Raw genomic sequence first — 18,308 nt, forward strand, 5'->3', positions numbered from 1 at the left:
CATGATGCGGCGGCAGGCCATCTGGCAGCAATCGCCCGCTCTCCACGCTTACCGCCATCCGTCGCGCGGCCTGGTCCGCCAGGCCTCGCCGGCCACGACGAGCGCCAGCGCCGCGATCGCCACCCCGAAGATCTCGAACGTCGAGTCCAGGCCCAGCGGGGTGCTCAGGAGCCCGGCGGCGATCGCGGGCAGCGACAGGGCCCCATAGGCCACGACGTAGAACGCCGACATCACCGCGGCCCGGTGCTCGGGCGGCACGGCCGCGGACAGCGAGCGCAGCCCGCCGAGGAAGGCGACGCCGAACCCGAACCCGGCGATCACACTGGCCACCACGAACAGCGCGGCCGAGCCGGTCGCCACGGCGGCCACGAGCAGCCCCATCCCCGCGGCCAGGGCCAGCGAGCCGTAGCTCGCGCCGGCCCACGGCGCGCTGCGTCCGAACAGCAGTTGGGAGAGCGCGGCGGCGGTCGGCAGGCTGGAGACGACGAGCCCGGACAGCACGACCGAGTCGCTGTGCAGCAGGCTCGCGCTCAGCTCGGGGCCGAGCGAGAGGTAGAGCCCGTTGAGCGACCAGGACGAGAGCACGGCCATGGACGCCAGCAGGAACGCCCGCCGCCCCGCCGGCGGCACGCTCGGGCGCTGCGGCGTGAGCTGTATCCGCGCGCCGGGACGCGGCGTCACCGGGTCTTTCAGGCGCAGCGTGGCGACGGTGGCGACCAGGAGCAGGACCGCGAGCATCACATACGGCAGCACCCGCGGCGCCGGCAGGTACTGCACCAGGACCGAGGAGGCGAGGATCCCGAGCCCGATGCCGCCCGCCGAGGTCACTCCGTTGGCCAGCCCCACCGCGACCGGATCGCGCCGCGGGTGCAGGTCGAGCAGCGCGGCGCTGGCCGCGCTCAGGGCCAGCCCGGTCGCCAGCCCCTGGAGCCCGCGGGCGACGAACAACCACGCCACCGAGGTGGCCGGCATGTACACGATGGTGGAGACCAGGATCCCGCACAGCGCGGCGAGCAAGACCGGGCGCCGTCCGATCTCGTCCGACAGCCGCCCGGCCAGCAGCAGCGCCGCGAGCACGCCGAAGGCGTAGGTCGCGTAGACGATCGTGAGCGTCACCGCGGAGAAGCCCCACAGCTTGCTGTAGGTGCCGTACAGCGGCGAAGGGATGCCGGAGGCGAACATCGCCAGGCCGACGATGCTTGCGGCCAGCAGGTAGGCGGGGCGTGGCGCGAGTGGACGGCGGAGGTAGCCGGGGTGGGGGTAGGGGCCGGGTTGGCGGCCGAGGTCGGGGCGGTCCGCCACCGTCTCGATGGAAGTCATGCGTCCATGCTCGGCTGCGGACGCCATTGGCAGCAATGACAGGCAGCGGACGATTTCTGCCAACTATGAGGACGGCGAGAAGCTCGTGCTCACAGCCATCGAGAGACAGCCCTGAAGGCGACTCCGACACCGGCTCCGTAGGCGATGTGAGCGCCCAGATCCCAGCCCAGCACCTTGGCGCTGTACTGCCAGATCGGCTTGTACAGGCCGGCGATCGGCAGCGCGACGTAGTCGTTGGCGAAAAGCCCGACGCCGAACGGCACGCCGTAGCGGGCCTTCGGGACCGCCGCGGATCCGGCGAGAAGGCCGTAGACCGCGCCGGCCGCCGTCCCGTAGCCCCAGTGCGCGAGCGTACTCAGCGGCCAGGCCGCGCGGTCGGGAAGGTCGCGCTGCGTGAAGCCCTCGATCACCCGCTTGGCCACCTGGCCGGGATCCGGGGCCTGCTCCCAGTTCTCGACCGGCGCGAACTCCCATGCGCGCGGCGCGTCCCTCCCTCCGGCGCGGCGGTACTTCAGGTACTGGACGGCGTCCAGGCACACGGTTCCCACGGCTCCGGCCAGCAGACCGGAGAGCACAGCCGCCAGGGGTGTCATGGCCGTTTTCGTTCGCATGCCACCCAGCATCGCCACCGGACGGCCGCGGCACCCGGCGGACGCCGGCCGACCTCGGGGGCGGCTGCTCCGTTCGGAGGAACGGGGAGGATAGTCCGACTTATATCAGAATCCTGGTATTCTCTCCCGCATCTGACCGCGGACGTGGGGGCGCGGGACGAGCGGGGGGATACGGGGAATGATCGCTGCCGTTTTCCAGACGAAGGGCCTGCCGGCCCGCGAACGGTTCGAGTGGTGGCGCGAACTGGTTCTGCACTCGGCGGTGCCCGCCGAACACTCCTTCAGCGGGCCGGGCGACTTCCGGGCGAGGGCGACGCAATGGCAGATGGGTGTCGCGCACCTGTCGTTGCTGTCCTACTCCCCGTTGCGGACGCGGCGGACTCCGCAGCTGGTCCGCAGGCTCGACCCGGAGGGCTACCGGGTGGTGATGAATCTGGACGGGACGCATCAGGGCTTCTCCTACGGCCGCGACCAGGGCGTGCTGCATGCCGACGAGCTGCTGGTCTACGACACCTCGCGGCCGCACGACGCCGAGATCTTCGCCGGGCGGGAGGTGGCCCGGATGGCGATGGTGGACATTCCGCGGACCGCGCTCTCGATGCCCGCGAACAAGATCGACCGTGTCTTGGGGGTCCCGATGTCCGCCGCCAGTGGCACCGGGGGCGCTGCTGTCGCAGTTCCTGACCGGGCTGGTCGAGCAGGCCGAGCGGTACGCGCCGAACCAGGCGGTCGGGCTCGGGGCGGTCGCCGGCGATCTGATCGCGGTGCACCTGTCGCAGTACGTCGACGCCCCCGACGAGGCGCTGCCGGGCGGCCGGCGGCAGGTTCTGCTGACGAAGGTGAACGCGTTCATCGAGGAGCACCTCGGCGACCCGGACCTGACCCCGGGCACGATCGCCGCCGCCCACTTCATCTCGCGGCGGCACCTGCACCAGCTGTTCGACGGCCAGCACCACACCCCCGCCGCCTGGATCCGTCAGCGCAGGCTGCACCGGTGCCGCGCCGATCTCGCGGACCCGCTGCTGGCCGGCCGGCCGATCGGGGCCATCGCCGCGCGCTGGGGGTTCCGCAATGCGCAGGACTTCAGTCGAGCGTTCCGGGCGGCCTTCGGTGTCGCGCCGCGTGAGTTCCGGATCAGGGCCCTGATCCAGGTTCCGCGTGCACGCACCGATGAAGATGCATGTACAGGCAAAGATGTAGGCACAGATAAAAATGCACGCACAGACAACAGCCATGCACTGATTGCGCGGGCTCTTCGCCCCGTCCCCGACGAGAGTTTCCAGTAGCCGGGCGGAACACGAAACGCGGGGTGCGCATGCCGGGTAGCCGGGGGGCATCCGGCCCGCATTCCCGCCTCGTGTCCGCCCGGAATCCTGGAAGCACTGTGAAAGGACATGGAATGGGACTGCGCAAGAGGGCTGCTGCGCTGGTGGCTTCGGCCGCTCGGCGCGGATCAAGGAGGTCCAGTGCCTGATCAATCTCGGCTTCTACAGCTCGCGGACCGGTAACGCGCCGCTGGCGGTGGACGGGTCCTTCGGACAGAAGACCTACGACGCCGTCATCTGGTACCAGGGGTGCTCGAACATCTCGCAGGACGGCGAGGTCGGCACCAACACCTGGTACCAGCTGCGCAACAACCCCAACTGCTGACACCGCTGCCGACACTACTGCCGACACCGCTGTAGGACGGGCGGCCGGTCGTCCTGAGTGGGGCTCGGGGCGACCGGCCGCCCGCTGTCCGGACCGTCGCCATCCTTAGAAGGGGGAACAGCCCGCCGTGATCGTATTCCACCACACCAGAGGGCTGCGGGCGCTCGTCGCCACCGCAGCGTTCCTGGCCGCCGGGGCCCTGGGACCGCTCGCCCCGGCCGGGGCCCGGGCCACCGTGCCGGCAACGGTCCCCGCCTCGTGCGCCGACCTGCCCGCGCCCACCGCCGACGGCATGGGACGGTCACTGTCCCGGCCGGCTGGTTCGTCGACGTCACCATGACCTCGACCGCGATCTTCGTCCCAGCGCCGGCCGGTTCGGCGCCCACGATCCACCCGGTCGCCGAGCCCTTGGTCACCCGGATCTGGCTGCCCGCCGGGTACGACCCCGGCCGCGCCACCGGATACCAGAGCCTTTACCTGCTGCACGGCGGCAACGGCGGCTACACCGACTGGGCCGACGACGGCCACCTCGTCCAGAACACCGCGGGCTCGCCGTTCCACGGCATCTACGTCATGCCGGCCGGCGGCTTGAGCGGCTGGTACTCGGACTGGACGGGACACACCGACGGCTTCTTCGCGCCGGAGTGCGAGACCTTCCACACCGGCCAGCTCGTCCCCTGGATCGACGCCAACTTCCACACCATCGCCGACCGCTCGGCGCGGGCCGTGGCCGGGGCCCGCCGTCTACGGCGGCGGCTGTGCTGACGCCACCGCCGCCACCCAGAACGATGGCACGCATCGCGCGCGGCCGTCCTGCGCCTACCCGGCTGATATCGCGACCAGCACCGCGACCCCGGCGGGCGCCGGCAGCGACTGGCGCCTGGCCGCCGACGTCGCAGCCTTCGACCGGACGCTGAGCGGCCAGGGCGTCGAGCACCGCTACTGCTTCGGAACCGGCGGACACGACTGGACCGCGTTCAGCAACGACCTGAGCGACTTCCTGGAGTACACCTACGGCGGCGGACCGGCCGCGCGCTCCTGCGGCACCGGCGCCTGACACCGGCGCTCACCGGCGCTAAGCGACGCTTACCGGCACCGGCACCTACCGGCACTCATAGGCACTCACAGGTGCCACAGCGTGGTCTCACACTGGCCGTCCTCGTTGTCGCCGACAGCGAGGACGGCCCCGTCGGCACGCAGCCCGAGGGTGTGCGTCGAACCAGCGGCGACGGCCACGACCTCGCGCCACGAGGCGACATCGCACTGCCCGCGGCTGTTGTCGCCGGCGGCGAAGACCCGGCCTCGGGTGTCGACGGCGACGGTGTGGTAGCTCCCCGCGGACACCGCGACCACATCACGCCACTCGGACACTTCCTTGGTGCCCGCCGAGACAGCCCCGGTGGCGAGCACGCGTCCGTCCTCGGTGAGGGCCACGGAGTGCAGGTAGCCCGCCGATGCCGACCGCAGCCCGCGCCACCCGCCGACCTCGCACTGCCCCCTGCGGTTGTTGCCGGCCGCCGTGGCGGTGCCGTCCGCACGCACGCCGACCGAGTGCCAGTCCCCGGCGCTGGCGGCGACGATCTCGCTCCAGGCCTCGACATCGCACGCGCCCTCTCGGGTGCGGCCCGCCGCGCGGACTGAGCCGTCGGCGAGAACCGCCAGCGTGCGCCGCCAGCCGGCGGCGATGCCGACGACGCCGGTCCAGCCGGCGACGTCGCACTGGCCGTCCCCGTTCCAGCCGACCGCGACGACGGTGCCGTCCGCGTGCAGACCGACGGTGTGCGAGCGGCCGGTATTCGTGGCCGTGTGCACGTTCCCCGCCGCCACGGCGACGATGTCGTGCCAGGCGCCGACGCGGCATTCAGGGGCTTGCGGAATGCCCGCCGTCACGACCGACCCGTCCGCGCGCACGCCGACGGAGTGGCGGCGCCCGGCGGCGAGCGCCGTTCGAGTCATCAGATCGGCTCCTCTCGCAGCCGCGCGTCCAGTTCGCCCATGACGGAGGAGACTTCCTGTCGGCCAGCCTGGACACGGGGGTAGCGTCGCAGCGCCCGGACCACATCAGGGGTGGCGTGCTGGAGCACAGCGGCCACCGCCTCCGGACGCGTCAAGGGCTGCACCGGGCGTTGGTGCAACGCGAGAACGCAGTACGCCGGCCCGCGCAGAATGTGCCCCACCTGCGCGGCATCTGCCAGCGGATGCAGGTAGGCGGAGGCCGCCGCGTCCCCGGCGGCCATGGCCGCGTGCGCTGCGGGCGCGCTGACCTCCTTGGCCGCACGGTGAGCCGCGAGCGCGGTGACCCGCTGGGCCTTGGACCGGGGACCGCCGCGGATGAACGCCGTCGCGGCGTCCAAGGCTTCCCGCGGCCGGGTGTCGTCGGGCTTCGCCTCCTCGAAGAGCTCGATGACCTGCTCGGCGCAGGCCACATTGAAGGCGGTGACCGCTCTGAGGTCTTCCGGGGGCAACACGAAGTCCGGGGTGCGCGGGGTACGCGGGGTGCGGGGAGGCTCGTCGTTCCTGGTCATCACACCTTGTTATCGCACATTCGGCCGCCGCGATGTTCTAAGACGACGGCTTCCAGCCCGCCACCGGCACCGACGCCCGCAGGGCCCTGGTGTACTCCTGCTCCGGATGATCGAGCACCGCCGCGCACTCGCCCCGCTCGACCACCCGCCCCTTGCGCATGACGACGACGGAGTCGCACAGCTGCCGGACCACCGCGAGGTCGTGCGAGATGAGGAGGTACGCGATGCCGGTGGCGGCCCGGATGTCGGCCAGCAGGTTGAGGATCTGGGCCTGGATGGACACGTCCAGGGCCGAAACCGCCTCGTCCAGGATGAGCGCCTGGGGCTCGGCGGCCAGGGCCCGGGCGATGGCGGCGCGCTGGCGCTGGCCGCCGGACAGCTCGCGGGGGCGGGCGTCGGCCTGGCGGGTGTCCAGGCCGACCTGGTCGATCAGCTCCGCCAGCCGGGCCGCGCGGGCGGTGCCGGTCAGCGGGCTGTGGGCGTGCAGGACCTCCTCGACGGCCGAGCGGATCGTCTGGCTGGGGTCCAGGGAGGTGTACGGGTCCTGGAACACGATCTGCAGCTGGCGGGCCCGCCGCCGGCGCTCGGCGGACCCGCGGGCCGGGCTCGAGCGGTCGTGGCCCAGCACGGTCATCGTGCCGGAGGTGGCGTGCTCCAGGCCGACGAGCATCCGGGCCACGGTGGTCTTGCCGGAGCCGGATTCGCCGACGATGCCGAGCGAGCCGCCGGCTTCGACGGCGAAGGAGACGCCCGATACGGCGGTGAACTCCGTACGCCGTCCGGAGACGTCGGCGACCCGGAAGACCTTGGTCAGGTCGTCGACGGACACGGCGGGGCTGCTCATGGCTGGTTCCTTTCCGTGGCGGGGCCGGTGTTCGGACCGGAGGTAGAACCGGAGGTAGAACCGGAGATAGAACCGGAGGTAGAACGGGAAGCGGCACCTGAGACGACCGGCGCGTCGGCGGCGACCTCGGCAAACCCGGCAACCTCGGCGCCCCCGGCAATCTCCGCAATCCGGTGGCACCGCACCCGTCCCCCGTCGAAGGGCTCCAGATCCGGGCGCCGCTCCAGACAGCCGGGCCGCATGTGCGCGCACCGGGTCGCGAACGCGCAGCCGCCGGCCGGCGCCTCGAACGCCGAGACCGGCCGGCCCGGGATCGCCACCAGGCGCTCGGCGCGGGTGTCGATGGAGGGCCGGGAGCCCAGCAGGCCGGTCGTGTAGGGATGGCACGCGGTCCGGTGCAGGTCCGCTGCCGAGCGGATCTCGACCACCGAGCCGGCGTACATCACCGCCACCCGGTCGCAGACGGCCAGCGCCAGGTCCAGGTCGTGGGTGATGAACAGCATGCCGATGCCGTTCTCGCGCCGCCGCCGGTCCAGGATCGAGACCACCTCGGCCTGGATGGTCACGTCCAGGGCGGTGGTCGGCTCGTCGGCCAGGATCAGCCGGGGCTCGGCGGCCAGCACCGAGGCGATCATCACCCGCTGGAGCATGCCGCCGGAGACCTCGTGCGGGTACTGGCGCAGCCGGCGCTCGGCGTCGTCGATGCCGACGGCGTCCAGCAGCTCCGCCGCGCGCTTCCAGGCCGCCGAGCGGGACATCCCGCGGTTCACCGTCAGCGCCTCGGTGAGGAACGAGCCGATCCGGTAGGTGGGATTGATGTGCGCCCGCGGGTCCTGGAAGATCATGCCGACCTCGCGGTCCCGGTAGGCGCGCAGCGCCGCCGCGTCCATCGCGCCCACATCGCGGCCGTCGAAGCTGATCCGCCCGGCCACCCGCGCGCCGGCCGGCAGCAGCCGGGTGATCGCGCGGACCGTCATCGACTTGCCCGAGCCGGACTCGCCGACCAGGCCGACCGCCTCGCCTGCGCCGACCGACAGCGACAGTCCGCTGAGCACCTGCCGCATCCGGCCCTCGACCCGCAGCGCGACGTCGAGATCATGAAGCTCCAGCACGCTTGCCCCTCCTGTTCCATATCGGGTGCCGCTCCGGACGCTCCCCGGAGATGCGCGCGCCGAGCACCGTCAGCGCCATGACACAGGCCACGACGAGCACACCGGGCAGGATCACCGGGAGCATGAACCCGCGCAGCATCGAGTCCTGGTCGCTGACCATGACGCCCCAGTCGGCGGTCGGCGCCTGAACCGCCAGCCCGAGGTAGGACAGCCCGGCCAGGTCCAGCAGGGCGTAACCGAAGGCGATCGCCGACTGGCCGAGGACCAGCGGCGCGATGTTGCGCAGGATGTGCCGCAGGCAGATCCGCAGCGCGCCGAAGCCCTGCACGCTCAGGGCGTCCACATACGGGCTCACCCGCTGCTGCCGGGCCGCCGCGCGCACCACGCGGGACAGGAACGGCACGTAGGAGATCGACAGCGCGATCACCGCCGGGGTCAGGCCGGCTCCGAACAACGCCGCGGTGATGACCGCCAACAGCAGCCCGGGCAGCGCGTAGACCAGGTCCAGGACCCGGGCCAGGCTCCCGTCGACCAGCCCGCCGTACCAGGCGCCGAGCAGGGCCAGCGGGACCCCGATCGCCGTCGAGCAGGCGACGACCAGCGCCGGTCCGAGCAACGAGGTCCGGGATCCGTAGATCAGCCGGGACAGCACGTCGCGGCCGATGGCGTCGGTGCCGAGCAGGTGCGCCGAGGACGGGCCCTGATACGCGTCCAGCAGGCTGGCGTTGTTCGGGTCGTCGGGGGCGAGCAGCCCGGCGGCGAGCGCCATGAGGAGCATCAGGACCAGGAGTCCGGCGGCGATCGTCCCGGACAGGCCGAGGAATCCGTAGGCCGAGGTAATACGGTGCCGCAGGCGGTCGGAGCGCTTGGCGGCCGGCCGGCTCGCCGGCGCCGGCGGCGTCTGGAAAGCGGTGAGCACGTCCGTCACGCGGTCCTCCCGGTGGTGCGCAGCCGCGGGTCGACCGCGGCCTGGAGCAGGTCGGTGGCCGCGTTGGCCACCACGAACGCCGCGACCAGCAGCAGCGCGACGGCCTGCACGACCGGGAAGTCCTTCTGGGACACCGACTGGATGGTGAGCCTGCCGATGCCGGGGATCCCGAAGGCCGTCTCGACGATCAGCGTCGCCGCGAACAGGCCGGCGATCTGCAGGCCGATCACGGTGATGATCGGCGGCAGGGCGTTGCCCAGCGCGTGCCGGCCGATGACGACGCGGCGCGGCAGTCCGCGCGCGACCGCGGTCTGCACGTGTTCCTTCGCCAGCTGCTCACGCATCGCGTTGCGGGTGACCCGGGCCAGGAAGCCGCAGGAGATGAGGGCCAGGGACAGGCCCGGCAGGATCAGGCCCTTGATGTGGCCGGCGGTTCCGTCGGGCAGCCCGGTGGCCGGGAACCAGCCCAGCTTGATCGAGAAGACCGAGACCAGGATGGAGGCCGCGACGAACGGCGGCACGGCGACCGAGACCGAGGTGAACACGTTCACCGCGGCGTCCACCAGCCCGGGCCGCAGCGCCGCGGCGATCCCGAGGGCCAGGCCCAGCACCGAGATCAGCACCGCCGCGATGCCCACCAACTCCAGGGTGGTCGCAAGGCCCGCGCCGACGCGTGAGGACACCGTCTGGTCGGTGACCATCGAGCGGCCGAAGTCGCCGTGCAGCGCGCCGGTCAGCCAGTCCCAGTAGCGGACCGGCAGCGGCCGGTCCAGGTGCAGCTGGTGCCGGACCGCGGCCCTTGCCGCGGGCGTCGGGTTGCGGTTGCCGAAGATGACGTTCTCCGGGCTGCCGGGCGCCAGGTACAGGCTGGAGAAGATCAGCATGCTGGACAGCAGCAGCGTCGTCACCAGCCCGCCCAGGCGCAGCAGGAGGTACCGGGCGCTCACGGCGCGCCGACCCCCGCCGCCCACGCCGAGGACATGAACGAGAACGTCAGCGGCGCCCCGGTCACCCCCTTGTTCTGGAACATCAGCGTGCGCGGCGCGATGATCGGGATCCAGGGCAGGTCCTGGGCGATCTGGTCCTGCGCGGTGACCACGTCCGCCGCCCGGGCCGCCGGGTCGGACTCGCCCTGGGCCTTGAGCAGCGCCGCCTCGACGGCGGGGTTGGTGTAGCCGCTGAAGTCCTGCAGGCCGTCCTTGGCCGCGTAGCTGGCGAACATCGCCTGCGGCTCGGGGAACTCCAGGTAGTTCAGGGTCAGGAAGCCGTCGTAGTCGGCGCGCGCCTTGGGGTCGGTGAACAGGTTGCCGTACTGCTGCGGCGGCAGGCCCACGATCTGCAGGTCCAGGCCGATGGCCTTGCCCGCCTGCTGGATGACCTGGGCCATCTGGCTGAAGGCGCTGCCGTCGGCGGTGTAGGCGATCTTGACGGTCTTGCCCTTGGCGCCGGCGGCGTTCACCAGCTCGGCGGCCTTGGTCAGGTCCGGGGTGGTCTTCAGCTTGTCGTAGGCGCTCTGGTAGACGCTCTTGACGGCGTCGGGCGCGGTCTGCCAGTAGCCGGGGCCGACCACGGAGTACAGCGGGTCGGCGGCGCCGGAGTAGATGGTCTTGGCGATCCCGGCGCGGTCGATCGCCAGGGACAGGGCCTGGCGGGTGCGGGCGTCGGCCAGTCCGCCGGTCAGGCTGGAGATGAGCAGGTCGACGTTCATCGTCGTCGAGCCCTCGCCGCCGATCCAGAGTTTGCCGCCGGCGGAGTGCTGCAGGGTGGGGATCGTCGAGGGCGGCAGGTCGAAGCCGCCGGACAGGTCGCCGGTGTCCAGGGCGGTGGCCAGCGCCTTGGGGTCCTGGTACCACTTGAAGGTGATCTTCGTGGTCTTCGCCGCGTGCGCGGGGTCCCAGTAGTTCGGGTCCTTCCTCAGGACCAGGGTGTTGGTGCCGTCGAAGGAGTCGACGGTGTACGGCCCGGAGCACACGACCGGTGATCCGGGCGCGCCGAAGTTCTGGCCCTGCTTGAGCGTGGCGGCCTTCTCCACGATCGCGGCGCCGAGGTCGCCCATCTCGTTGACGAATATGTAGTTGGGCCGGTTGAAGGTGATGGTGATCTCCGAGGCGCCGGTCGCGGAGATGTCGGAGACGTACTTGTAGCCGTCGGCGTAGTTCGAGGCCTGGCTCGGGTCGAGGTTGCGCTTGAGACTGAACACCACGTCGTCGGTGGTGACCGGCTTGCCGTCGCTGAAGTGGGCGCGCGGGTCGAGTTCGAAGACCAGGTGGGTGCCGTCGGGTTGCTTGTAGGAGGCGGCGATGCCAGGGTTCAGCTTGTAGTCCGGGCCGGTGCGCAGCAGGGGCTCGCAGACGTTGCTGAGGATGGTCTCCTCGGGGAAGTCGGCGGTCTTCAGCGGGTCCAGCGAGTACGGCGGACGGTAGTCGCCGGACCAGGTGATCGAGTCCAGCGGGCCCTTGGCCGGGTCGGTGGTGTACTGCGCGGCCTGGATGTTGGCGCTGGGGTGGGAGATGGTGCCGGCGCCGGAGCCGGAGTTCGAGCCCGAACAGCCGGCCAGCAGCAGGGTCGCGGCGACCGCCGGGACGCCCGCGCGGAATGCGGTGCGGTTCATGGGTGGTGCAGTCCTTTCTCCTCGGGGGAACCTCGCTTGCTCACTCAGCGGTGTGGACCAGGGCGCCTTCCACGAAGGTGTGCAGGACGGCGGCGTCGCCGATCTCGTGGGCCGGGCCGTCGAAGGGGTCGCGGTCCAGGACCACCAGGTCCGCGTACTTGCCGACCTCGATGGAGCCGGAGACGGCGTCCAGGTGGTTCACGTAGGCGGTGCCGGCGGTGTAGGCGGCGATCACCTGGCCGAGCTCGAGCCGTTCGGCGGGGTAGAAGACCGGCGCCGCGGCGAACTGCTCGGCGGACAGGCCCGGCTCGACGCGGTTCACGGCGACGTGGATGCCGAGCATCGGGTTCGGGGAGGACACCGACCAGTCCGAGCCGGCGGCGATGGTGGCGCCGGCGCGGCTGAGCGAGCCGAACGGGTACTGCCAGGCCGAGCGCTGCTCGCCGAGGAAGGGGATGGTGAGCTCGTCCATCTGCGGTTCGTGCGCGGCCCACAGCGGCTGGATGTTCGCGGTGGCGCCGAGCTGCCGGAAGCGCTTGATGTCGTCGGGGTGGACGACCTGCAGGTGCGCCAGGTGGTGGCGGCCGCCGGGGCCGTTGGTCCGGCGGGCCTGCTCGATCGCGTCCAGGCCCAGGCGGACGGCGCGGTCGCCGAGGGCGTGGAAGTGCACGTGGAAGCCGGCGGCGTCCAGTTCGGTGACGTAGAGCCCGAGTTTGTCCGGGTCGACGAAGGTCAGGCCGCGGTTGTCGGTCGCGCAACCGCAGCCGTCCAGGTAGGGGTCGAGCAGCGCGGCGGTGTGGTTCTCGGCGACGCCGTCGAGCATGATCTTGATGCTCGAGGCCCGCAGCCGGCCGCCGACGGCCTCGGCCTCGGCGCGGCGCTGCCGGAACAGCTCCAGCTGTTCCAGACCGGCTTCGCGCTCCCACCACAGGGCCGCCGACACCCGCGCGGTCAGGGCTCCGGAGGCGGCGGCGTCGAGGTAGGTCCCGAAGTTGTCGCCGCGGCCGGCCATCGAGCCGACCCACGCGTCCTGCCACGCCGTGATGCCGAAGGAGTGCAGGTACGCCTGGCCGGCCAGCAGTCCGTCGGCCAGCTCGGCGGCGGTGGGCGCCGGGATCACCGCGTGCACCAGGCTGGCGGCCCCCTCCTGCAGCATGCCGGTGGGTTCGCCGTGCTCGTCCCGCTCGATCCGGCCGTCGAAGGGGTCCGGCGTGTCCCGGGTGATCCCGGCTTCCTCCAGCGCGCGGCTGTTGACCCACATGCCGTGGCCGTCGCGGTTCGGCAGGGCGACCGGCCGGTCCGGGACCACCGCGTCCAGCAGGTCCTTGGTCGGGGCGCCGCCGGGGAAGGCCTCCATGCTCCAGCCGCCGCCGGTGATCCACCGGGGCTCGGGATGGTTCCGCGCGTGCTCGGCGACGGCCGCGACGTACTCCGGGCCGGATTCCAGGGCGTGCAGATCGCACTGGCGCATGGTGGTGCCGCCGAAGACCGGGTGGACGTGCGCGTCCTGGAAGCCGGGCAGCAGCAGCCGGCCGGCCAGGTCGACGACCTCGGTCCCGGCCCCGATCAGGGCCCTGACGTCCCGCTCGTGGCCGACGGCGACGATCCGGCCGGCCCGCACCGCGACCGCGGTGGCCCAGGACCGGGCCGGATCGACGGTGAACACCGGGCCGCCGACGAAGACGAGATCGGCGGGCGATTCGGAGGAGGACACGTGAACTCCTTGCGAAGAGCGAGTGGAGCAGCGGCGCCGGGAAGAGCGGACACCGCCGGTGTGTGGAGCAGAAAACCCCATGACAACGCTCCTGTCAATGGCATTGACAGCACCGGTGCGGATACGATGTCATCGTCGCGCCACCTGCCGCCGCACCACCGGAGGACTCCTTGAAGGCCCGCCCCGCCCTGCCCGCAACCGAAGCCCCGGGCGCCGGCACCGGCGGCGTCCGCCGGCGCCGCGCCGCGCTGACCCGCGAGGCGATCATCGAAGCCGCACTGAACATCGGCTCCACCGAGGGCGGCTCCGCGCTGACCTTCAGCCGGCTCGGCAAGGAACTCGGCGCCGACCCCACCGCCGTCTACCGCCACTTCCGCGACAAGGACGAACTGGTCCTGGCCCTGACCGACCGCATGGTCGAGGAGTCGGTCCGCCGCATCCAGGACACCGACCCGGAAACCGCCGACTGGCGGCAGTGGCTGCGCCTGGTCGCGATCTCAGTCCGCTCGGTCTATCTGGAACGCCCGGCCATCGCCGTCCTCGCCGCGACCCGCACCGCCGCGACCCCGGCGGAGACCACCAGCGTCGAGCGCATCATCGCCGTCCTGCACAAGGCCGGACTCCCCGTCATCGCCGCGGCCGAGGTCTACCGCGGACTGCTGGACATGACGCTGTCGATGACGCAGTGCACGGCGGCGTGGAATCTGCTGCCCGCCGAAGTCCAGGAGCAGGACGCGCGAGCATGGGCCGTCACCTACGCGATGCTGCCGGAGGAGGAGTTCCCGCATCTGCGGCAGAGCGTCCCGCGGCTGGCGGAGCTCAACCGCGACGACAGCGCCGTGTTCGAGTCCGTGCTCGACATCTTCCTGGACGGGGTGCAGTCGCGGATCGAGCGAAGCGGTGCGGCGGGCCCGGAAGCGACCGAGCCGGCGCGGTGATTCTCAGGCTCTGGCAGTGATTCTCGGGCTCGGCCGGCATCGTCTCGGCGCAAGGACCACACCCAAAACGCCCGTCCGCCGTCTCTCGATATCGACCGAAATGCAGACCCGGCGCGGCAACCACGCACGCGCAGGCTCCGAACCCCGAGGCCCGCTCCCAAAGCCTCACAGAGGCGAAGCCCAGTAGGCTGAAGGCGTGCACTGCGTACTGAAGTACCACCCGCGGCCAGTCCGCCGAGCGGTGCGACACCGGCTCGAGGGGGCGACCATGCTGACCGGACAGGACCTCAGCGGCTCGAAGGACACGTTCGCACGAGGCGAAAGGCCAGGTCGATGATCGAGCTGGACGGGATCCCGGAACTCGCCGACCCGGTGATGGTGGCGGCGTTCGAGGGGTGGAACGACGCCGGGGAGGCGGCCTCCAACGCGGTGAAGCACCTGGCCGAGGCCTATGCCGGGGGCGGCCGGGTGTTCGCGGCGCTGGACGGCGAGGACTACTACGACTACCAGGTGCACCGGCCGATGGTCGCCTCGGTGGAGGACCGGCGGCAGGTGATCTGGCCGACCACGCGGTTCTCGATCGTGCGCGCCCCGGCGCGGCTGCTGCCCGGCGACGCGCACGAGGAGCCGCGGGATCTGGTGCTGGTGCACGGTGTGGAGCCGAACATGCGCTGGCGCTCGTTCTGCGAGGAGATCCTGGGGCTGGCGCGGGATCTGGGGGTGGGGCAGATCATCACGCTCGGCGCCTACCTGGCCGATGTGCCGCACACCCGGGCGACGCCGGTCACCGGCACCAGCTCCGACGAGGCCTACCAGGCGCTGTTCGACGTGGAGCCGCCGACGTACGAGGGGCCGGTGGGCATCACCGGGGTGTTCCAGGAGGCGTGCCTGCACGCCGGCATCCCGCTGATGTCCTTCTGGGCCGCGGTTCCGCACTACGTGGCGCACCCGCCGGTGCCGAAGGCGACGCTGGCGCTGCTGCGCCGGCTGGAGGACGTGCTGGACCTGTCGGTGCCGACCAAGCAGCTGGCCGAGGAGGCGCAGTCGTGGGAGGCCGGCGTGAACGAGCTGGCCGAGAACGACGCCGAGGTCGGCGAATACGTGCGCACACTTGAGGAACAGCGGGACAACGAGGACGCCGCCGATCTGCCCGAGGCCAGCGGCGAGGCGATCGCGCGGGAATTCGAGCGGTATCTGCGGCGCCAGGAGCGGCGGCGGGGGTCCTCGGAGGAGGGCTGAGGCGTAGCTGAGGCGTAGCTGAGGCGTAAGTTTCAGCAGGACGGAAACCAGGGCTGAAACCGTTGTGGCCGGTTCGCGATTCGCGAGCCGGCCACAACGTTTTCCGAGCGAGGGCGCGTGTGTCTTAGAGCCCTGAGACAATGCGCAGCGCCTCGTCGACCGACGCCGCCGGATCCGGCACCGGGTAGAGCGCGCCGCGGATGGTGCGCGCGGAGTCCACGATCAGCGTCGCGCGCTTGAGCCGGTCGGCGCCGGCGGCCCGGAAAGAGGGCAGGCGCAGCGCGGCGGTGAGGTGCAGCGACTGGTCGTCTCATGGTTCTGGCGCTACTTCGCCGGCTCCACCGTCAGCCGCGTCGGCACCGCCGTGACCACCGTCGCCCTGCCCCTCACCGCGCTGGCGGCGGCGCACGCGAGCAGCTTCGAGGTCGGCGCGGTCACCGCCGCCGGGTACGTGGCGTGGGCGGTGCTGGGACTGCCGGCCGGGGTGCTGGTCGGGCGGCTGCCGTTACGGGGCACGCAGATCGCGATGGATCTGGTGCGGGCCGCGGCCCTGGCCTCTGTGCCGGCGGCGTGGTGGCTGGGGTCGGTGACGGTGGCGCAGTTGGTCGTGGTCGCGCTGGTGGTGGGGTCGGCCTCGGTGGTGTTCGACGTCGGGAACGCCACGATGCTGCCCTTCCTGGTCAGCTGGGCGGAGCTGACCGCGCGCAACAGCCTCACCTCGGGGGCGGAGGCGGTGACCAACCTGGCCGGGCCCTCGCTCGGCGGGGCGCTGGTGCAGGCGGTCGGGGCGGCGGCGGCCATCGTGGTGGACGTCGTCAGTTATCTGATATCAGCGTTCTTGCTGCGCAATGTGCCGCGTCCGCCGAGGGCCGTCACGGGAACGGCGAGGACCGGCATCCGGGCCTCGATCCGCGAAGGCCGGCACTACCTGATCCACGAGCCGGTACAGCGGGCGAACCTGTGGATCGCGACGTCGATGAACTTCGTGTGCGGTGCGCTGATGGCGCTCACGCCCCTGTTCCTGGTGCGCACCCTCGGGTTGGGCGCGGCGTGGGTCGGCGCGATGATGGCGGCCGAGGGGCTGGGCAGCCTGATCGGCGCCTCGCTCACGCCGCGGCTGACGCGCCGGATCGGGACCGGTAGGGCACGGACTGCTCGCGGGGGTGTTCGCGCTGGGGAACGCCGCCTTCGCCGGGACGGTGGTGGTGGCGAGCATCGTCACGCGCACCTACCGGCAGACCGCGACGCCGACCGCGTTGCTGCCCCGGGTGATGGCCACGGTGCGGGTGGTCTCCTGGGGCGTGATCCCGGTCGGGGCGCTGGCCGCCGGCACGGTCGCGACCTGGTACGGGCCGCGCGCGGCGCTGTGGTGGGCCGCGGTGGCGACGCTGGCGGTGCCGATCGTGGTGCTGACCAGTCCGATCCGCGGGCGGCGGGACATCGCTGAGGGCTGATATGCGTGTTCCCGCCGGATTCGACGATCCGGCGGGAACTGGAAAACGCGAAAACCCTTACAGGGCCACGCCCAGCAGGGCGTCCGTGATCCGGCTGATCTGCCCCGGCGCCGCCGTGTTCCGCTCGGCCGAGGGGTCGGCGTCCGCCGCCTCCTGCCGGGCCACCCAGGCGTCGATCACCGCCAGCGCGCCGGGCGCGTCGAGGTCGTCGGCCATCCGCTCGCGCACCGCGTCGAGCACGTCGTCGGCCGGGACGCCGTCGGGGCGGGACACCGCCGCGCGCCAGCGGGCCAGGCGGATCTCGGCGCCGGCCAGGTCGGCGTCGGTCCACTCCCAGTCCGTGCGGTAGTGGTGCGCCAGCAGCGCCAGGCGGATCGCCATCGGGTCGACGCCGGCGTGCCGGAGCTTGGAGACCAGGACCAGGTTGCCCTTGGACTTCGACATCTTCTCGCCGTCCAGGCCGACCATGCCGGAGTGCACGTAGCTGTGCGCGTAGGGCCGCTCGCCGGTCACCACCTGCGCCTCGGAGGCGCCCATCTCGTGGTGCGGGAAGGCCAGGTCGCTGCCGCCGCCCTGCAGGTCGATGCCCATGCCCAGGTGCTCCAGGGCGATCGCGGCGCACTCGATGTGCCAGCCGGGGCGGCCCGGCTTCAGGCCTGCGGCGCGCGCCGGCTCGCCGGGCTCCCAGGACGGCTCGCCCTCGCGCTCGGCCTGCCACAGCAGGCAGTCCAGGGGGTCCTTCTTGCCGGGGCGGCCCGGGTCGCCGCCGCGCTCGCCGAAGGTGGTGAGCATCTCGGGGGCGTCCAGGTGGGCCACGGAGCCGAAGGCCGGGTCGGCGTGGACCGAGAAGTAGATGTCGCCGTCCACGTCGTAGGCGGCGCCGCGCTCCAGCAGCTTCACCACCAGGTCCACGACCAGCGGGATGGACTCCACGGCGCCGACGTAGTGCTTCGGGGGCAGGATGCGCAGGGCGGTCATGTCCTCGCGGAACAGCGCGGTCTCGGACTCGGCGAGGGCCTCCCAGTCCTGGCCGGTGGCCGCCGCGCGCTCCAGCAGCGGGTCGTCGACGTCGGTGACGTTCTGCACGTAGGACACCGGGTGCCCGGCGTCCAGCCACGCCCGCTGGATCAGGTCGAACGTCAGGTAGGTGTTGGCGTGCCCCATGTGGGTCGCGTCGTAGGGCGTGATGCCGCACACGTAGATGCGGGCCGCCTCACCGGGGGCCGCCTCCGGCGTGGGCACCAGGCCCCGCGCCGCAGTGTCGTGGAGCCGCACGGCGGAGCCGTGACCGGGCAGTTCGGGGACCTCGGGGGCGGGCCATGCGTGCATGCGGATGATCCTATCGGGATCGGCGCGGACGGT

Annotated in this window: 18 protein-coding genes and 2 pseudogenes; 8 read left to right on the top strand and 12 right to left on the bottom strand. The window is 72.0% G+C overall.

What is annotated here, in order from left to right; all coding sequences use genetic code 11:
* Positions 1-48 precede the first annotated feature (48 nt).
* Both ABH926_RS42045 and ABH926_RS42050 read right to left on the bottom strand, forming a co-directional pair.
* On the bottom strand, positions 49-1,320 hold the full coding sequence (locus ABH926_RS42045; protein ID WP_370372036.1) for an MFS transporter: 1,272 nt from the start codon (positions 1,318-1,320) through the stop codon (positions 49-51).
* 89 nt (positions 1,321-1,409) lie between these two features.
* On the bottom strand, positions 1,410-1,931 hold the full coding sequence (locus tag ABH926_RS42050) for a hypothetical protein (protein WP_370372038.1): 522 nt from the start codon (positions 1,929-1,931) through the stop codon (positions 1,410-1,412).
* Positions 1,932-2,109: 178 nt separating this feature from the next.
* On the opposite strand from ABH926_RS42050, the pseudogene ABH926_RS42055 reads away from it, so the two are divergent.
* From ABH926_RS42055 to ABH926_RS42075, 5 genes and pseudogenes are all read left to right on the top strand, one after another.
* Positions 2,110-2,556, top strand: a pseudogene (locus ABH926_RS42055) (hypothetical protein); the annotation flags it as partial.
* 25 nt (positions 2,557-2,581) lie between these two features.
* Positions 2,582-3,217 (top strand): helix-turn-helix domain-containing protein, encoded by a 636-nt coding sequence (locus tag ABH926_RS42060; RefSeq protein ID WP_370372039.1) that lies wholly within the window; start codon positions 2,582-2,584, stop codon positions 3,215-3,217.
* Between the two features lie 187 nt (positions 3,218-3,404).
* Positions 3,405-3,581 (top strand): peptidoglycan-binding protein, encoded by a 177-nt coding sequence (locus ABH926_RS42065; RefSeq protein ID WP_370372209.1) that lies wholly within the window; start codon positions 3,405-3,407, stop codon positions 3,579-3,581.
* Between the two features lie 127 nt (positions 3,582-3,708).
* Positions 3,709-3,921 (top strand): hypothetical protein, encoded by a 213-nt coding sequence (locus tag ABH926_RS42070; protein ID WP_370372040.1) that lies wholly within the window; start codon positions 3,709-3,711, stop codon positions 3,919-3,921.
* On the top strand, positions 3,918-4,346 hold the full coding sequence (locus ABH926_RS42075; protein ID WP_370372042.1) for an alpha/beta hydrolase-fold protein: 429 nt from the start codon (positions 3,918-3,920) through the stop codon (positions 4,344-4,346). The genes ABH926_RS42070 and ABH926_RS42075 overlap by 4 nt, the downstream gene beginning before the upstream one ends.
* Before the next feature lie 357 nt (positions 4,347-4,703).
* On the opposite strand, the gene ABH926_RS42080 is transcribed toward ABH926_RS42075, so the two are convergent.
* The 8 genes from ABH926_RS42080 to ABH926_RS42115 are packed head-to-tail and all read right to left on the bottom strand — an operon-like array spanning position 4,704 to position 13,396.
* The gene (locus ABH926_RS42080) at positions 4,704-5,537 is read right to left on the bottom strand and encodes an RCC1 domain-containing protein (RefSeq protein WP_370372043.1); all 834 of its coding nucleotides are present in this window, start codon (positions 5,535-5,537) and stop codon (positions 4,704-4,706) included.
* Positions 5,537-6,106 carry a putative immunity protein gene (locus ABH926_RS42085; protein WP_370372045.1) on the bottom strand — a complete coding sequence of 190 codons (570 nt, stop codon included), beginning with the start codon at positions 6,104-6,106 and terminating at the stop codon, positions 5,537-5,539. Before ABH926_RS42085 ends, ABH926_RS42080 begins: the two co-directional genes overlap by 1 nt.
* A gap of 37 nt (positions 6,107-6,143) precedes the next feature.
* Complete coding sequence (locus tag ABH926_RS42090) at positions 6,144-6,950, bottom strand: ABC transporter ATP-binding protein (RefSeq protein WP_370372047.1); 807 nt, start codon at positions 6,948-6,950, stop codon at positions 6,144-6,146.
* On the bottom strand, positions 6,947-8,062 hold the full coding sequence (locus ABH926_RS42095) for an ABC transporter ATP-binding protein (RefSeq protein WP_370372049.1): 1,116 nt from the start codon (positions 8,060-8,062) through the stop codon (positions 6,947-6,949). The genes ABH926_RS42090 and ABH926_RS42095 overlap by 4 nt, the downstream gene beginning before the upstream one ends.
* Positions 8,046-8,990 (bottom strand): ABC transporter permease, encoded by a 945-nt coding sequence (locus ABH926_RS42100; RefSeq protein WP_370372051.1) that lies wholly within the window; start codon positions 8,988-8,990, stop codon positions 8,046-8,048. The genes ABH926_RS42095 and ABH926_RS42100 overlap by 17 nt, the downstream gene beginning before the upstream one ends.
* A complete protein-coding gene (locus ABH926_RS42105; RefSeq protein WP_370372053.1) occupies positions 8,987-9,937 on the bottom strand; it encodes an ABC transporter permease in 951 nt (316 codons plus the stop codon). The genes ABH926_RS42100 and ABH926_RS42105 overlap by 4 nt, the downstream gene beginning before the upstream one ends.
* Positions 9,934-11,601 (bottom strand): ABC transporter substrate-binding protein, encoded by a 1,668-nt coding sequence (locus ABH926_RS42110; RefSeq protein WP_370372054.1) that lies wholly within the window; start codon positions 11,599-11,601, stop codon positions 9,934-9,936. Before ABH926_RS42110 ends, ABH926_RS42105 begins: the two co-directional genes overlap by 4 nt.
* A 40-nt stretch (positions 11,602-11,641) precedes the next feature.
* Entirely contained in the window at positions 11,642-13,396 is a 1,755-nt protein-coding gene (locus tag ABH926_RS42115) for an amidohydrolase (protein ID WP_370372056.1), read from the bottom strand.
* Between the two features lie 89 nt (positions 13,397-13,485).
* On the opposite strand from ABH926_RS42115, the gene ABH926_RS42120 reads away from it, so the two are divergent.
* The gene (locus tag ABH926_RS42120) at positions 13,486-14,253 is read left to right on the top strand and encodes a TetR/AcrR family transcriptional regulator (protein WP_370372058.1); all 768 of its coding nucleotides are present in this window, start codon (positions 13,486-13,488) and stop codon (positions 14,251-14,253) included.
* A 333-nt stretch (positions 14,254-14,586) separates the two neighbouring features.
* Complete coding sequence (locus tag ABH926_RS42125) at positions 14,587-15,492, top strand: PAC2 family protein (protein WP_370372060.1); 906 nt, start codon at positions 14,587-14,589, stop codon at positions 15,490-15,492.
* Positions 15,493-15,616: 124 nt separating this feature from the next.
* Here ABH926_RS42125 and ABH926_RS42130 read toward each other — a convergent pair.
* A pseudogene (locus ABH926_RS42130) lies at positions 15,617-15,799 on the bottom strand (HxlR family transcriptional regulator); the annotation flags it as partial.
* A 57-nt stretch (positions 15,800-15,856) separates the two neighbouring features.
* Here ABH926_RS42130 and ABH926_RS42135 point away from each other — a divergent pair.
* Entirely contained in the window at positions 15,857-16,939 is a 1,083-nt protein-coding gene (locus ABH926_RS42135; RefSeq protein ID WP_370372211.1) for an MFS transporter, read from the top strand.
* A 64-nt stretch (positions 16,940-17,003) separates the two neighbouring features.
* Here the strand turns inward: ABH926_RS42135 and mshC are convergent, their stop codons facing one another.
* Positions 17,004-18,275, bottom strand: coding sequence for a cysteine--1-D-myo-inosityl 2-amino-2-deoxy-alpha-D-glucopyranoside ligase (gene mshC / locus ABH926_RS42140; protein WP_370372062.1), 1,272 nt, complete (start codon positions 18,273-18,275; stop codon positions 17,004-17,006).
* Positions 18,276-18,308: the final 33 nt, after the last annotated feature.

Source organism: Catenulispora sp. GP43, from assembly GCF_041260665.1.
GTDB lineage: Bacteria > Actinomycetota > Actinomycetes > Streptomycetales > Catenulisporaceae > Catenulispora.

Bases quoted from the DNA above. Each gene is read 5' to 3' on its own strand.
- ABH926_RS42075 (WP_370372042.1), top strand. From the start codon at position 3,918: ATGACCTCGACCGCGATCTTCGTCCCAGCGCCGGCCGGTTCGGCGCCC.
- ABH926_RS42115 (WP_370372056.1), bottom strand. From the start codon at position 13,396: ATGGGGTTTTCTGCTCCACACACCGGCGGTGTCCGCTCTTCCCGGCGC.
- ABH926_RS42085 (WP_370372045.1), bottom strand. From the start codon at position 6,106: ATGACCAGGAACGACGAGCCTCCCCGCACCCCGCGTACCCCGCGCACC.
- ABH926_RS42045 (WP_370372036.1), bottom strand. From the start codon at position 1,320: ATGACTTCCATCGAGACGGTGGCGGACCGCCCCGACCTCGGCCGCCAA.
- ABH926_RS42080 (WP_370372043.1), bottom strand. From the start codon at position 5,537: ATGACTCGAACGGCGCTCGCCGCCGGGCGCCGCCACTCCGTCGGCGTG.
- mshC (WP_370372062.1), bottom strand. From the start codon at position 18,275: ATGCACGCATGGCCCGCCCCCGAGGTCCCCGAACTGCCCGGTCACGGC.
- ABH926_RS42110 (WP_370372054.1), bottom strand. From the start codon at position 11,601: ATGAACCGCACCGCATTCCGCGCGGGCGTCCCGGCGGTCGCCGCGACC.
- ABH926_RS42050 (WP_370372038.1), bottom strand. From the start codon at position 1,931: ATGCGAACGAAAACGGCCATGACACCCCTGGCGGCTGTGCTCTCCGGT.
- ABH926_RS42125 (WP_370372060.1), top strand. From the start codon at position 14,587: ATGATCGAGCTGGACGGGATCCCGGAACTCGCCGACCCGGTGATGGTG.
- ABH926_RS42090 (WP_370372047.1), bottom strand. From the start codon at position 6,950: ATGAGCAGCCCCGCCGTGTCCGTCGACGACCTGACCAAGGTCTTCCGG.